14 protein-coding genes are annotated in these 12,940 nt (G+C 66.1%); 9 read left to right on the forward strand and 5 right to left on the reverse strand.

Features of this window, described 5'->3' with window-relative positions; genetic code table 11:
• Window positions 1–32 precede the first annotated feature (32 nt).
• The 4 genes from AB3G45_RS09690 to AB3G45_RS09705 all read left to right on the forward strand — a co-directional run bounded on the left by AB3G45_RS09690 (window position 33) and on the right by AB3G45_RS09705 (window position 4,650).
• Window positions 33–1,043, forward strand: coding sequence for an ABC transporter permease (locus AB3G45_RS09690; RefSeq protein WP_367830348.1), 1,011 nt, complete (start codon window positions 33–35; stop codon window positions 1,041–1,043).
• 93 nt (window positions 1,044–1,136) lie between these two features.
• Window positions 1,137–2,090: a substrate-binding domain-containing protein gene (locus tag AB3G45_RS09695; protein ID WP_272806591.1), complete on the forward strand. Its 954-nt coding sequence runs from the start codon at window positions 1,137–1,139 to the stop codon at window positions 2,088–2,090.
• A 158-nt stretch (window positions 2,091–2,248) separates the two neighbouring features.
• Complete coding sequence (locus AB3G45_RS09700) at window positions 2,249–3,301, forward strand: sugar phosphate isomerase/epimerase family protein (protein WP_367830349.1); 1,053 nt, start codon at window positions 2,249–2,251, stop codon at window positions 3,299–3,301.
• Between the two features lie 164 nt (window positions 3,302–3,465).
• Window positions 3,466–4,650, forward strand: a complete 1,185-nt coding sequence (locus AB3G45_RS09705) for a Gfo/Idh/MocA family protein (RefSeq protein WP_367830350.1) — start codon at window positions 3,466–3,468, stop codon at window positions 4,648–4,650.
• A gap of 49 nt (window positions 4,651–4,699) precedes the next feature.
• On the opposite strand, the gene AB3G45_RS09710 is transcribed toward AB3G45_RS09705, so the two are convergent.
• On the reverse strand, window positions 4,700–5,605 hold the full coding sequence (locus AB3G45_RS09710; protein ID WP_367830351.1) for an HD-GYP domain-containing protein: 906 nt from the start codon (window positions 5,603–5,605) through the stop codon (window positions 4,700–4,702).
• Window positions 5,606–5,805: 200 nt separating this feature from the next.
• On the opposite strand from AB3G45_RS09710, the gene AB3G45_RS09715 reads away from it, so the two are divergent.
• Window positions 5,806–7,179, forward strand: coding sequence for a GH1 family beta-glucosidase (locus AB3G45_RS09715; protein WP_367830352.1), 1,374 nt, complete (start codon window positions 5,806–5,808; stop codon window positions 7,177–7,179).
• Window positions 7,180–7,196: 17 nt separating this feature from the next.
• Here the strand turns inward: AB3G45_RS09715 and AB3G45_RS09720 are convergent, their stop codons facing one another.
• On the reverse strand, window positions 7,197–8,135 hold the full coding sequence (locus tag AB3G45_RS09720) for a rhodanese-related sulfurtransferase (protein ID WP_367830353.1): 939 nt from the start codon (window positions 8,133–8,135) through the stop codon (window positions 7,197–7,199).
• Window positions 8,136–8,184: 49 nt separating this feature from the next.
• Complete coding sequence (locus AB3G45_RS09725) at window positions 8,185–8,670, reverse strand: CYTH domain-containing protein (RefSeq protein ID WP_367830354.1); 486 nt, start codon at window positions 8,668–8,670, stop codon at window positions 8,185–8,187.
• A 153-nt stretch (window positions 8,671–8,823) separates the two neighbouring features.
• Between AB3G45_RS09725 and AB3G45_RS09730 the strand changes: the two genes are divergently transcribed.
• The 4 genes from AB3G45_RS09730 (at window position 8,824) to AB3G45_RS09745 (ending at window position 11,287) form a co-directional block, all read left to right on the forward strand.
• Window positions 8,824–9,462, forward strand: coding sequence for a 2-dehydro-3-deoxy-phosphogluconate aldolase (locus AB3G45_RS09730; protein ID WP_367830355.1), 639 nt, complete (start codon window positions 8,824–8,826; stop codon window positions 9,460–9,462).
• Window positions 9,463–9,600: 138 nt separating this feature from the next.
• Window positions 9,601–10,293: a tellurite resistance TerB family protein gene (locus AB3G45_RS09735; protein ID WP_367830356.1), complete on the forward strand. Its 693-nt coding sequence runs from the start codon at window positions 9,601–9,603 to the stop codon at window positions 10,291–10,293.
• A gap of 98 nt (window positions 10,294–10,391) precedes the next feature.
• Complete coding sequence (locus AB3G45_RS09740) at window positions 10,392–11,072, forward strand: GNAT family N-acetyltransferase (protein WP_367830357.1); 681 nt, start codon at window positions 10,392–10,394, stop codon at window positions 11,070–11,072.
• Complete coding sequence (locus tag AB3G45_RS09745) at window positions 11,069–11,287, forward strand: hypothetical protein (protein ID WP_367830358.1); 219 nt, start codon at window positions 11,069–11,071, stop codon at window positions 11,285–11,287. The genes AB3G45_RS09740 and AB3G45_RS09745 overlap by 4 nt, the downstream gene beginning before the upstream one ends.
• Here AB3G45_RS09745 and AB3G45_RS09750 read toward each other — a convergent pair.
• Window positions 11,284–12,288, reverse strand: coding sequence for a nickel/cobalt transporter (locus tag AB3G45_RS09750; protein WP_367830359.1), 1,005 nt, complete (start codon window positions 12,286–12,288; stop codon window positions 11,284–11,286). The two genes, AB3G45_RS09745 and AB3G45_RS09750, sit on opposite strands and share 4 nt — an antisense overlap.
• Window positions 12,282–12,923: a DUF1007 family protein gene (locus AB3G45_RS09755; RefSeq protein WP_367830360.1), complete on the reverse strand. Its 642-nt coding sequence runs from the start codon at window positions 12,921–12,923 to the stop codon at window positions 12,282–12,284. Before AB3G45_RS09755 ends, AB3G45_RS09750 begins: the two co-directional genes overlap by 7 nt.
• Window positions 12,924–12,940: the final 17 nt, after the last annotated feature.

Genomic DNA, 12,940 nt, shown 5'->3' on the forward strand with positions numbered 1-12,940 from the left:
GGCATCACACGAAAATCAGGTTGGGGACGAAGATGACGGCAAGCGACGACGCGGTCGAAACGAAGGGCAGGGGCCGCAGCTGGCGGGATGTGGATCTGAGGGCCGTCGCGCCCTTCGCGGCGCTGGCCCTGCTGCTCGTCGTCGGTGCGCTGGTGAATCCCAATTTCATCGGCTTCACCAACCTGGCGAACGTCGCGACACGCAGCGCCTTCATCGCGATCATCGCGGTCGGCGCCACCTTCGTCATCTCGTCCGGCGACCTCGACCTGTCGGTCGGCGCCATGGTCGCCTTCGTCGCCAGCCTCATGATTCTCTTCATGAATTCCGGCGCGATCGCCGATCCCTCGCTGATGCTGACGGCCGCGATGGTGCTTGCGGTGGTCATCGGCGCGGGCTGCGGCCTTCTGAACGGCCTCATCACCACCGTCGGCAAGATCGAGCCCTTCATCGCCACGCTGGGCACGATGGGCATCTATCGCGGCCTGACGACCTGGCTGTCGCAGGGCGGCGCGATCACGCTGCGCGAGCCGGAATTGCAGGCGCTCTATCGCCCGGCCTATTTCGGCTCGATCCTCGGCGTGCCGGTGCCGATCGCCGTCATCTTCGTCGTCACCGCCATCGCCGCCTTCGTCCTCTACCGCATGCGCTACGGCCGGCATGTCGTGGCCGTCGGTTCGAACCGGGACGTGGCGCGCTATTCCGGCATTCCGGTCGACCGGGTGCGCACCATCGCCTTCGTTATCCAGGGCCTGTGCGTCGCCATCGCCGTGCTGCTCTACGTGCCGCGCCTCGGCTCCACCTCGGCAACGACGGGCATTCTTTGGGAATTGCAGGCGATCACGGCGGTCGTCGTCGGCGGCACGGCGCTGAAGGGCGGGGCGGGCCGCGTCTGGGGCACGATCTGCGGCGCCTTCATCCTGGAGCTGGTCGGCAACATCATGCTGCTCTCCAACTTCATCAGCGAATACCTGATCGGGGCCATCCAGGGCGCGATCATCATCATTGCGATGCTCGTCCAGCGCTCGCTGGTGCGCAAATCGTGAGACCAGGCGGTTCCAGCCCTGGAACCGCGGGGAAGTAGCCGGGTCTACGGGTCGCCCGGTTCGGAACAAAGACCTGCTTTTGGGAGGAAACTCATGCGCAAGAAACTACTGGGCCTGACGGTTGCGGCGTTCGCCGTCTTCACCGGCTTTGCCCACGCACAGGAAGAGAAGAAGGTGACGATCGGCGTCTCGATCCCGGCGGCCAGCCATGGCTGGACGGCCGGCGTGATCTTCCACGCCGAGCGCGTCGCCAAGCTTCTCATGGCGAGCCATCCGGGCCTCAACGTCGTCGTCAAGACCTCGCCGGACCCGGCAAGCCAGGCAAATGCCGTGCAGGATCTCGCCACGCAGGGCATCGACGCGCTCGTCATCCTGCCGACGGATCCCGATCCGCTGGTCAACGCGATCAAGGAGATCAAGGACAGCGGCACCTTCGTCGCGCTGGTCGACCGTGCGCCGAGCACCAACGACAATTCGGTGCGTGACCTCTACGTCGCCGGCAACAACTTCGCGCTCGGCCAGACGGCCGGTGAATATATCAAGGCCACGACGCCGGAAGCCGAAGTCGTCGTCATCCGCGGCATGCCGATCCCGATCGACCAGGAGCGCCAGGACGGTTTCGACAAGGGCATCGAAGGCTCGAGCGTCAAGGTTCTCGACCGCCAGTACGGCAACTGGAACCGCGACGACGCCTTCAAGGTCATGCAGGATTATCTCACCAAGTACCAGAAGATAGATGTCGTCTGGTGCCAGGACGACGACATGGCCGTCGGCGTGCTGCAGGCCATCGAACAGGCCGGCCGCACGGACATCCAGTATGTCGTGGCCGGCGCCGGCTCGAAGGACATGATCAAGAAGGTCATGGACGGCGACAAGATGATCCCGGTCGACGTGCTCTATCCGCCGGCAATGGTCGGCACCGCGCTCGAAATGACGGCCGCCAACTTCTACGGCCAGGTGCCGGTGCGCGGCGTCTACACGATCGACGCGACGCTGGTGACGAAGGACAACGCGAAGGACTTCTACTTCCCGGACTCCCCGTTCTGATCTGACGGAAACGAGCCGCCCGGGCCATGACGGCCCGGGCGGTTTTCCACATTGCCCGCCCGGCCAAAGACCGGTAGCCTGCCACGCGCTGCGGTACGTACCGCAAGAATATATCAGACCGGCCGCGCGGATGGCCCGGTCCATGGAGGACGCCACAGATGAAGACGATCAAGGGCCCGGCCCTGTTTCTCGCCCAGTTCGCCGGCGATGCCGCGCCGTTCGATTCCTGGGATTCGATCACCAAATGGGCCGCCGACATCGGCTACAAGGGCGTGCAGGTCCCGAGCTGGGACGGACGCTTCATCGACCTGAAGAAGGCGGCCTCCTCCAAGGCCTATTGCGACGAGTTCGCCGGCAAGGCGCGCGAGAACGGCGTCGAGGTCACGGAACTGTCGACCCACCTGCAGGGCCAGCTCGTCGCCGTGCACCCGGCCTATGACGAGGCCTTCGACGGGTTCGCCGCACCGGAGGTCCGCGGCAACCCGAAGGCGCGTCAGGAATGGGCGGTCGAGCAGGTCAAGCTCGCGCTGACGGCGTCCAGGCATCTCGGCCTCGATGCCATGGCGAGCTTCTCCGGCGCGCTTGCCTGGCCCTTCGTCTATCCCTGGCCGCAGCGCCCCGCCGGTCTCGTGGAGACGGCTTTCGACGAACTGGCGAAGCGCTGGAAGCCGATCCTCGACCATGCTGAGGATTGCGGCGTGGACGTCTGCTACGAGATCCATCCGGGCGAAGACCTGCATGACGGCATCACCTACGAGATGTTCCTGGAGCGTACCGGCAACCACGCCCGCGCCTGCATGCTCTACGATCCCTCGCACTATGTGCTGCAGTGCCTCGACTATCTCGACAATATCGACATCTACAAGGACCGCATCCGCATGTTCCATGTGAAGGATGCCGAGTTCAACCCGACGGGGCGGCAGGGCGTCTATGGCGGCTACCAGAGCTGGGTGAACCGCGCCGGGCGCTTCCGTTCGCTGGGCGACGGTCAGGTCGATTTCGGCGCCGTCTTCTCCAAGATGGCGGCCAACGATTTCGCCGGCTGGGCCGTGGTCGAATGGGAATGCGCGCTGAAGCATCCGGAGGACGGCGCGCGCGAGGGCGCGGAATTCGTCAAGGCGCATATCATCCGCGTGACGGAAAAGGCCTTTGACGATTTCGCCGACGGCGGCACCGACCAGGCGGCGAACCGGCGCATGCTGGGGCTTTGAGAGGCTAGGTGGAAATACCCCCTCTGCCCTGCCGGGCATCTCCCCCACAAGGGGGAGAGCGGCTTGGAGCGAAGCGGTGCCACGATTTGATCTCCCCCCTTGTGGGGGATCACGAAGTGACAGAGGGGGGGTGAGCCTCCCGCACAACATCAAGGAGGATTTTCATGGCAATCGAAGGAAGCGCCGGCGAGGCGCGGGAACCCCGCATCCGGCTCGGCATGGTCGGCGGCGGCTCGGGCGCCTTTATCGGCGCGGTGCATCGCATCGCTGCAAGGCTGGACGATCACTATGAGCTCGTCGCCGGCGCGCTGTCGTCCTCGCCGGAAAAGGCGGAGCAGTCGGCGCGCGAACTGGGGCTCGACCCCTCGCGCAGCTACGGCAGCTTCAAGGAAATGGCGATCCGCGAGGCCAAGCTGAAGAACGGCATCGAGGCGGTGGCGATCGTCACGCCGAACCATGTGCACTACGAGGCCGCGAAGGAATTCCTGAAGCGCGGCATCCACGTTATCTGCGACAAGCCGCTGACCTCGACGCTCGGCGATGCGCGCAAGCTGAAGAAGCTGGCGGAGGAGGGCGAGGCGCTCTTCGTGCTGACGCACAATTACACCGGCTACCCGATGGTCCGGCAGGCCCGCGAGATGGTTGCGCGCGGCGAACTCGGCACGATCCGGCTCGTACAGATGGAATATCCGCAGGACTGGCTGACGGAGGATATCGAGAGCAGCGGCCAGAAACAGGCCGCCTGGCGCACGGACCCCACCAAGTCGGGTGCGGGTGGTTCCACCGGCGACATCGGCACCCATGCCTACAATCTCGGCTGCTTCGTTTCCGGTCTCGAACTGGAAGAGCTCTCCGCCGATCTCGACAGCTTCGTGCCGGGCCGACGCCTCGATGACAACGCTCATGTCATGATGCGCTTCAGGGAGAAGGACGGCGCGCGCGCCAAGGGCATGCTCTGGTGCAGCCAGGTGGCGCCCGGCCACGAGAACGGCCTGAAGGTTCGCGTCTACGGCACCAGGGGCGGGCTCGAATGGGTGCAGGCCGATCCGAACTATCTCTGGTACACGCCCTTCGGCGAGCCGAAGCGCCTGATCACCCGGGGCGGTGCGGGGTCGGGTACCGCCGCCGCCCGCGTCAGCCGCGTGCCGCCCGGCCATCCGGAAGGCTATCTGGAAGGCTTCGCCAACATCTATTCCGAAGCCGCGCGCGCCATCCATGCCAAGCGCAAGGGCACGCCGCTCGATCCCGCCGTCACCTATCCGACGGTGGACGACGGCCTCAAGGGCATGCTCTTCGTCGATGCCTGCGTGCAGTCCTCCAGGAAGAACGGCGCCTGGGTGAAGGTCTAGGCTTCAGCCGGATCGCCCGGCCGCCGCCCTGATGCGGCGTGCGGGCGCTTCAGGCGAAAATGCTGCCGAGGCGGATCACCAGCTTCTTGTCGAACATGTGGCCCCGGTCGAACATCCAGTTCAGCGCCTCGCGCGTCGTCCACGGCCGCTTGTAGGGGCGGGTGCTCGTCAGCGCCTCGAAGACATCGCAGATGGTGGCGATGCGGATTTCCGGGCTCAGCTTGTCGGCCTTGAGGCCGAGCGGATAGCCGCTGCCGTCGAGCATCTCGTGATGGTAGCGGCAGATGTCGAGCACGAGGTCGGACACGTTGCCCTGTTCCTTCAGCAGGCGGTATCCGAGTTCGGGATGGCCGCGTATCAGGCGCTTTTCGTCGCTGTCCAGCCGACCGCTCTTGTTGAGCACCGTGTTGGGGATCATCAGCTTGCCGACATCGTGCAGCAGGCCCGCCACGCCGAGTTCGCGCACCGCGTCGTCGCCATGGCCGAGCAGGCGGGCAAGACGCATCATGAGCGCGCCGACCGTCAGCGAATGCACATAGGTTCCCTCGTCTTTCGTCTTGAGGCGCGTGACCTTCAGGAAGACGTCGGGCGCGGCGTCGATGCGCGCGGAAATCTCGTCGGCGACCGGCGAGAGGGCGCCGATCTCCAGCTCGCCGCTGCGCACCGTGTCGAAACTGTTGCGCAGCGAGCGGGCCGATTGCGCGACGGTTTCCAGCGTGTGCTTGCGCTCCTCGGCGGCTCGCGCCGGCGGGGCCGTGTCCGTGGCGAGGTCTATGTCCACCGTGCTCTTTTGCGGATTGACCAGCGCATAGGCGGCGGAGGTGGCGAGGATCGCCCGCACGGTCTCGTCGGACTGGACGAGGAAGCGCCGCCCCGAGAATTCGGCGTTCGGGCACTCCAGCGATTCCACGAACATGCCCTTGCGCACGAGATGCTTTGCAATCCGTCGTACCACGCCAGTGCCTCCGTCCCGGGCTATCGGCAGTCTAAAGGGCAAGTCCTAACCGTTGTTTAAGCAATCCCTGTTTAAAGACGGCTTCCGGTTATCGGGGCGCAATCCGGCCGCGCGTGAAAAACCGTTGATTTTTGCATATCATGCTCATACTGCAACGTTGCAGTAACAAGATTCGCGCGCGCCGACCCTGAGAGACGAAAATGAGCGATCCCAAGACCCTTGCCGGCCGGTTTCCCGGCGACTTCGTGTTCGGCGTGGCGACAGCCGCCTTCCAGATCGAGGGCGCTGCGAAGACGGATGGCCGCAAGCCGTCGATCTGGGACGCGTTTTCCAACATGCCGGGCCGGGTCTTCGGCCGGCACAACGGCGATGTGGCCTGCGATCACTACAACCGGCTGGAGGCGGACCTCGATCTCATCCAGTCGCTTGGCGTGTCGGCCTACCGGTTCTCCATCGCCTGGCCGCGCATCATCCCCGAAGGCACGGGCGCGGTGAACGAGAAGGGGCTGGATTTCTACGATCGTCTTGTCGACGGCCTGAAGGCCCGCGGCATCAAGGCCTTCGCCACGCTCTACCACTGGGACCTGCCGCTGATGCTGGCGGGCGATGGCGGCTGGACGGCGCGGCAGACGGCCTATGCCTTCCAGCGCTATGCGAAAACGGTGATCGCCCGGCTCGGCGACCGGCTGGATGCGGTGGCGACCTTCAACGAGCCCTGGTGCTCCGTCTGGCTCAGCCATCTCTACGGCCTCCACGCGCCGGGCGAGCGCAGCATGGACGCGGCGCTCCATGCCCTGCACGTCACCAACCTGGCGCACGGCCTCGGCGTGGCGGCGATCCGCGCCGAGCGCCCGCAGCTTGCCGCCGGCCTTGTCCTCAATGCGCACTCCATCCAGGCCGGCAGCCACAGTGAGGCCGACCGCGCGGCGGCCGCGCGGGCCTTCGATTTTCACAACGGCGTCTTCTTCGGCCCGGTCTTCAAGGGCGAATATCCCGAGAGCTTCCTCTCCGCGCTCGGCCATCGCATGCCGGCCATCGAGCCCGGCGACATGGAGACGATCAGCCAGCCGCTCGACTGGTGGGGGCTCAACTACTATACGCCGATGCGCGTCGCGCACGATCCGGCGGAGGGGGCGGAATTCCCCGCGACCGTGCCCGCGCCGCCGGTCGCCGACACCCGGACGGATATCGGCTGGGAGGTGTTCGCGCCCGCGCTCGGCGATCTCATCCGCAAGCTGAATGCGGATTACGCGCTGCCCGCCTGCTACATCACGGAAAACGGTGCCTGCTACAATATGGGCGCCGAGGACGGCGTGGTCGACGACCAGCCGCGCCTCGACTATATCGCCGAGCATCTCGGCGTCACCGCGGACCTCATCGGCGAGGGCTATCCGATGCGCGGCTACTTCACCTGGAGCCTGATGGACAATTTCGAGTGGGCGGAAGGCTACCGGATGCGCTTCGGCATCGTGCACGTCGACTACGAGACGCAGGTGCGCACGGTCAAGAAGAGCGGTAAATGGTATGCAGCGCTCGCCGGCGAATTCCCGAAGGGGAACCACCGGGCGGGGTAGGGGCGGCCCCTTGCCCCCTATTTGCCGAGATGCCGCTCGCCGCGTTTCCTCGCAAGATCCATCTGCTTCTGCCGCTGGCGGAAGCGCAGGCGGTCGTCCTCGCTGCGCGTGGCGTGGCAATGCGGGCAGGAGACGCCGGCCTCGTAGAGCGGCGAGGTGATCTCTTCGGCGGTCAGCGGGTGGCGGCAGGCGCGGCAGAGCTTGTGCTCGCCCTCTTCCAGGCCATGCAGCACGGAGACGCGCTCGTCGAAGACGAAGCAGGCGCCCTCCCAGAGGCTTTCCTCGGCCGGCACCTCTTCGAGGTATTTCAGGATGCCGCCCTTGAGGTGGTAGACCTCGTCGAACCCCTGTTCCTTCATGAAGGCGGTCGCCTTCTCGCAGCGGATGCCGCCGGTGCAGTACATGGCGATCTTCGGCTTGTTGTGCAGGCCGGCATTCTCCCGCACCCAGTCCGGAAACTCGCGGAAGGTCCTGGTGTTCGGATCGACCGCGCCCTTGAACATGCCGATCGACGTCTCGTAGTCGTTGCGCGTGTCGATGACGATCGTCTCGGGGTCGGAAATCAGCGCGTTCCAGTCCTCGGGCGCCACATAGGTGCCGACGCAGCGCGTGGGGTCGATGTCCTCGACGCCCATGGAGACGATCTCCTTCTTCAGCCGCACCTTCATGCGCAGGAAGGGCATCTCGGCCGCATGGCTTTCCTTGTGTTCCAGCGCGGAAAATTCCGGCTGGCCGCGCAGGAAGGCGAGCACCCGGCGGATGCCGTCGGCCGGCCCGGCGATCGTGCCGTTGATGCCCTCGTGGGCCAGCAGCAGCGTGCCGCGCACGCCGTTTTCTTCGCAGAGCGCCTGCAACGGCGCGCGCAGTTCGGCAAAACGCGGCACCGAGACGAAATGGTAGAGCGCGGCGACGAGGAAGCCGCTGGCCGGGGCGAGGGAAGAAATCTCCTGGGTCATGGCCGCCACATACAACCTCGCCGCTTTCCAGGCAATGCGGCGTAGCGGCTCAGGCGAGCCGGTGCAGCTGCGCGCCCTCGCTCATGCCGAGCGCCATGGACTGGTTGGAATACTGGCTTTCGCCCGTCACTTCCCGGCCCACCCAGTTCGGCAGCGCCGGGTCGTCATGGATCGATGCGAGCTCGACCTCGGCGATCACCAGCCCGCGATGGGCGCCGTCATAGACGTCGACCTCCCAGACATGGCCCTCGTGCGGCACCTTATAGCGCACCTTGCAGATGACATTGCCGATGGCGTGGCGCAGCATGTCCTCGGCCTCGTCGCGATCGATCTCGAATTCGTATTCGTCGCGCACCAGCGCGGTATGCCCGACCTTGAGGGTGATGCGCGCCTGCCCGTTGCCGTAGATGCGGACCCGCAGCGACCGGTCGTCCTGGGCGACGACATAGGCCTGCCGTATGGCGATGCCGTCATCCGCGAAGGTGCGCCACCGCTGGCCCGATACCAGGAACTTCCGCTCGATCTCTTTCGCCATAGGCTCGCTTTCGCTGTTGGAGATGGGCTTGGGCGAGGGGAAGACTACACGATAAGTCTGCCATGACAAGACAAGCCTTTGTGCTTTAGGCTCGACACGACGTCGCAGACGCGCTATTCGGATTCAAATTCAATCGTTTTAAAAGGTGGTGCCATGAGCGAGAAGAACGCCAAGCTCCTTTCCGTCCTGAAGCTGCAGCCGGTGGTTCCGGTGCTGGTCGTCGACGACGTTTCGAGCGCCGTTCCGCTGGCGCGCGCGCTGGTGGCGGGCGGCCTCAAGGCCATCGAGATCACGCTGCGCACGCCTGCGGCGCTGGAGGCGATCCGCGCGGTCGCCAACGAGGTCGAGGGCGCCGTTGCGGGCGCAGGCACGATCCTCAACGCCGCGCAGTTCGAGGCGGCCGTCGAGGCCGGCTCGCAGTTCATCGTCAGCCCCGGCACGACGCAGGAGCTGATCGACGCGGCCGCCGATTCGGAAGTCCCCCTTTTGCCGGGCGCAGCCACCGCCAGCGAGGTCATGGGCCTTCGCGAGGAGGGCTACCAGGTGCTGAAGTTCTTCCCGGCCGAGCAGGCGGGCGGCGCCGCTTACCTGAAGTCGCTGTCCTCGCCGCTCGCCGGCACGCTGTTCTGCCCGACGGGCGGCATTTCGCTTGCCAATGCCCGCGATTACCTCTCTCTGCCCAATGTCGTCTGCGTCGGCGGCTCCTGGGTCGCCCCGAAGGACCTCGTCGCCAAGGGCGACTGGGCGGGCATCACCAAGCTTGCTGCGGAAGCCGCGGCCTTGAAGGGCTGAGGCAGGCAGGTTCAGCGGATTTGCAGGCGGGCGGCCCTCGGTCGCCCGTTATGCGTTTGTAATTGCGGTCGTGCATTCCTATCTTGCCTCGCAGTCGGCCCTTGCGATGCAAGAGAACAAGCGAAACGGAGACCGCCCATGTTTGACGCCAAGAAGTTGCTTGACCAGTTCCTCGGTTCGCAGGTGCCCGGCGCCGGTGGATCCGTGCGCGATCGCGCCGGCCAGGTGACGCAGCTTGCCAAGGACAATCCGCTTGCCACCATCGCCATTGCCGGCGTCCTGCTCGGCACGGACGGCGGGCGCAAGGTCGCCGGCTCCGCGCTGAAGCTCGGCAGCCTCGCCGCCATCGCCGGCCTCGGCTACCAGGCCTACAAGAACTACAAGGCCGGCCAGAACCCGGCCGAGACGGCGCAAGGCTCCACGCCCGAACTGCTGCCCCCGCCGACCGATTCCGGCTTCCATCCCGAGGCCGTCAGCACCGATTTCGCCCTCATCCTCGTGCGCGCCATGATCGCCGCCTCGCGCGCCGACGGCCATATCGACGAGGCCGAGCGCGAGCGCATCATGGACAAGCTGAAGGTCTCCGGCCTTGGCGCCGATGCCGCGCAGTTCCTCGAGGACGAGCTTGCCAATCCGGTCGATCTCGATGCGATCATCGCCGCGGCGACGACGGAAGAGCAGCGCGTCGAACTCTACACCGCCTCGCGCCTCGCCATCGAGCCGAAGTCGCGCGCCGAGCGCGGCTATCTCGACCTGCTTGCCGGCCGCCTCGGCCTTGCCGACGCGCTGGTCGACCATATCGAGGCGACGGTTTCCGCCGCCACGGTCTGAACCTTACGGGGAGCGGCCGAACGCCGCTCCCCGCTTTCCACATTGCGCGCGCAGGCCGCCTGCTCTATCCCTTCGCCAAAGACCGAAGGAGGATTTTCATGCGCGATCTTACGGATTGGAAGGGCTGCCCGCCGCCGGCCCCCGTCGCTCTCGAAGGCCGCACCGTGCGCATCGAGCCCTATCAGCGTGAAAAACACCTCCAGGCGCTCTGGGATGCGTTCGGCGGCATGGAGATCAATCCGCTGCTGCGCTATTTCACGCAGGCCGATTTTGCCGGCATCGAGGATTTCGATGCCTGGTCGCAAGCCGCGATCGCGTCCGGCTGGGTGCGCGAGGTCATCATCGACAAGGCGGCCGGCAAGGTCGTCGGTATGGCGCACTACATGCGGCCGGATCCCGCGAACGGCGTCGTCGAGATCGGCGGCATCGCCCATGGCGGCGGCATGTCCCGTTCGCCGCTCTCCACCGAGGCGCAGTACCTGCTCGCCAAACATGCTTTCGAGGATCTCGGCTATCGCCGCTACGAGTGGAAGTGCCACAACGGCAACGCGGCGAGCAAGCGCACCGCCGCCCGCCTCGGCTTCACCTTCGAGGGCGTCTTCCGCCAGCACATGCTCTCCAAGGGCGAGAACCGCGATACCGCCTGGTTCTCGATCGTCGACGGGGAATGGCCGGTCCTCGCCAAGGCGTTCGATGCCTGGCTGTCGCCTGACAATTTCGATGCCGAGGGCCGGCAGAAGCGCCGTCTCGAAGACATCCGCGCCGGGATTTCGGCATGAGCGGCGAGCCGGAACGCAAGGGCAGGTCGCCGGCGCTGGCGGCGCTCTTCATCCTCCTCGGCACGGGGGTGGTGTTCTATTTCCTGCCGCGCGTGATGATCGCGCTCGGCGACGTCTCGCCGTGGCTGGCGGGCGTCTTCGGCACGCTGCTCGTGCTCGGCTTCTTCCTGCTCTTCTGGCTGCGGGCGCGCTATCAGCGCAGCCGCGGCAACTAGCCCTGCAGCGCCGCGCCGAGCAGCAGCACTCCCAGCACCATGACCAGCGCCGCGCCGCCGATCTCGATGGCGGTGCCGACGCGGGCGGCGGCCGAGCCGCTGCCGGCGAAGCGCACGGCCGCACCCTTGGCCGTGACGGCGAGGATCGCGAGGGTGGACACGGTGATAGCCGTGCCGATCGACATGGCGAGGACGGCGAGCAGGCCGCCGAGGTAAAGGCCGTTCAGAAGCGCGAAGCTGAGCATGATCAGCGCACCCGAGCAGGGTCTGAGGCCGACGGCGACGATGGCCGACCAGGCCTCGCGTAGCGCGAAGCGCTCGCCCTTGAGGAGCGAGGGATCCGGCGCATGGGCATGGCCGCAGGTCGCGCAAATTTCGCCGGCGTCGTGGTGATGGGCCTGGCCGTGGTGGCCATGATCGTGCACCTCGACCGCCTGCGCGCCGAGCGTAGAGGCGCGCCGCTGCGCCGGCCGCAGCTTCCTGAAGAGCAGCCAGGCGCCGAAAAGGGCGATGAGGGCATAGCTGCCGATTTCGAGCGCGCGGGTGGCATCGGTCATCGAGACCGTGGTGCCGCGCAGGAAGAGATAGGCCGCGCCGACGAGCAGGATGGCAACGATGCCCTGCAGGATCGAGGAGAGGAAGGAGAGCAAGACGCCGCGCTTCAGCTCGACCTCGTTTGCCAGCATGTAGGAGGAGATGACGGCCTTGCCGTGGCCGGGGCCGGCGGCATGGAAGACGCCGTAGGCGAAGGAGAGGCCGACCAGCGTGGAGGCGGCCCAGGGATTTTCGCGCATCTCCTTCAGCGCGCCGGTCATGGCGCGGTAGAAGCCCTGCTGTTGCGCGTTGATCCAGCCGAACAGGCTGCCGAAGGTGCCCGTCGTGTTGAAGCCGGGTTCGGCCGAGCCGATACCGAGCGGCGACTGGGCGTGGGCAAGGCCGGCGGTCGCGGCGATTACGAGCGTCAGCGTGAGAAGGACGAGAGCCCGGCCGCGCATCAGCATGTCAGCTCCAGGCGGGTGGCGAAGAGCTTCGACATGTCGGTGCCCGTCGGATCGTTGAAGAAGGCTTCCGTCAGGCTGTCCTGGTTCTGGGCGAGCACCTCGTCCGGGTCCGGCCGCACGACGGTCCGCTTGCAGGCGGCGAACTTGTCGCCGACGGTGATGAGGTCGTCGTCCGAGGCGAAGTCCATGGCGGCATACATGGTGGGATCGTAGACGCCGAAGGTGAGTTTGCCCTTGAGCGGCATGGCCTCGCCCGGCTTGACGGTGAAGAACATCAGGAGCTGTCCGTCCTGGTAGTCGACGTTGATCGCGTCGGGCCTGGCGACCTTGATGGCTTTCCCGTCCTCGGTGATCGTCGTGTAGTAGCTGAACTCCTCCAGCGATTCGAGAACGGTCCGGCCGACGTCCGCCAGTTCGTCCGGATCGAGTGCCGCATTGCTGTTGTTGTCGAAGTCCATCACGACGCTGGCCGAGAACATCTCGTCGAAGCGCCAGACATTGCGCAATTCGCTGACCGTGCCGTCCTCGCCAGCCACCACTTCCAGCCGCGCTTCCGCGAAGATATGCGGATGGGCGAGGGCCGCAGCCGGGGCGGCGCAGGCTGCTCCGGCAACGAGGAGGGGGAGGAAGCGCATGGGATATGTCCTCTTGC

It is taken from the genome of Shinella sp. S4-D37 (genome assembly GCF_040812195.1).
Lineage (GTDB): Bacteria > Pseudomonadota > Alphaproteobacteria > Rhizobiales > Rhizobiaceae > Shinella.

What these genes read in the sequence shown, in the direction of transcription:
- AB3G45_RS09690 (WP_367830348.1), top strand. Translation starts at nt 33, where the DNA reads ATGACGGCAAGCGACGACGCGGTCGAAACGAAGGGCAGGGGCCGCAGC.
- AB3G45_RS09695 (WP_272806591.1), top strand. Translation starts at nt 1,137, where the DNA reads ATGCGCAAGAAACTACTGGGCCTGACGGTTGCGGCGTTCGCCGTCTTC.
- AB3G45_RS09700 (WP_367830349.1), top strand. Translation starts at nt 2,249, where the DNA reads ATGAAGACGATCAAGGGCCCGGCCCTGTTTCTCGCCCAGTTCGCCGGC.
- AB3G45_RS09705 (WP_367830350.1), top strand. Translation starts at nt 3,466, where the DNA reads ATGGCAATCGAAGGAAGCGCCGGCGAGGCGCGGGAACCCCGCATCCGG.
- AB3G45_RS09715 (WP_367830352.1), top strand. Translation starts at nt 5,806, where the DNA reads ATGAGCGATCCCAAGACCCTTGCCGGCCGGTTTCCCGGCGACTTCGTG.
- AB3G45_RS09720 (WP_367830353.1), bottom strand. Translation starts at nt 8,135, where the DNA reads ATGACCCAGGAGATTTCTTCCCTCGCCCCGGCCAGCGGCTTCCTCGTC.
- AB3G45_RS09725 (WP_367830354.1), bottom strand. Translation starts at nt 8,670, where the DNA reads ATGGCGAAAGAGATCGAGCGGAAGTTCCTGGTATCGGGCCAGCGGTGG.
- AB3G45_RS09730 (WP_367830355.1), top strand. Translation starts at nt 8,824, where the DNA reads ATGAGCGAGAAGAACGCCAAGCTCCTTTCCGTCCTGAAGCTGCAGCCG.
- AB3G45_RS09735 (WP_367830356.1), top strand. Translation starts at nt 9,601, where the DNA reads ATGTTTGACGCCAAGAAGTTGCTTGACCAGTTCCTCGGTTCGCAGGTG.
- AB3G45_RS09740 (WP_367830357.1), top strand. Translation starts at nt 10,392, where the DNA reads ATGCGCGATCTTACGGATTGGAAGGGCTGCCCGCCGCCGGCCCCCGTC.
- AB3G45_RS09745 (WP_367830358.1), top strand. Translation starts at nt 11,069, where the DNA reads ATGAGCGGCGAGCCGGAACGCAAGGGCAGGTCGCCGGCGCTGGCGGCG.
- AB3G45_RS09750 (WP_367830359.1), bottom strand. Translation starts at nt 12,288, where the DNA reads ATGCTGATGCGCGGCCGGGCTCTCGTCCTTCTCACGCTGACGCTCGTA.
- AB3G45_RS09755 (WP_367830360.1), bottom strand. Translation starts at nt 12,923, where the DNA reads ATGCGCTTCCTCCCCCTCCTCGTTGCCGGAGCAGCCTGCGCCGCCCCG.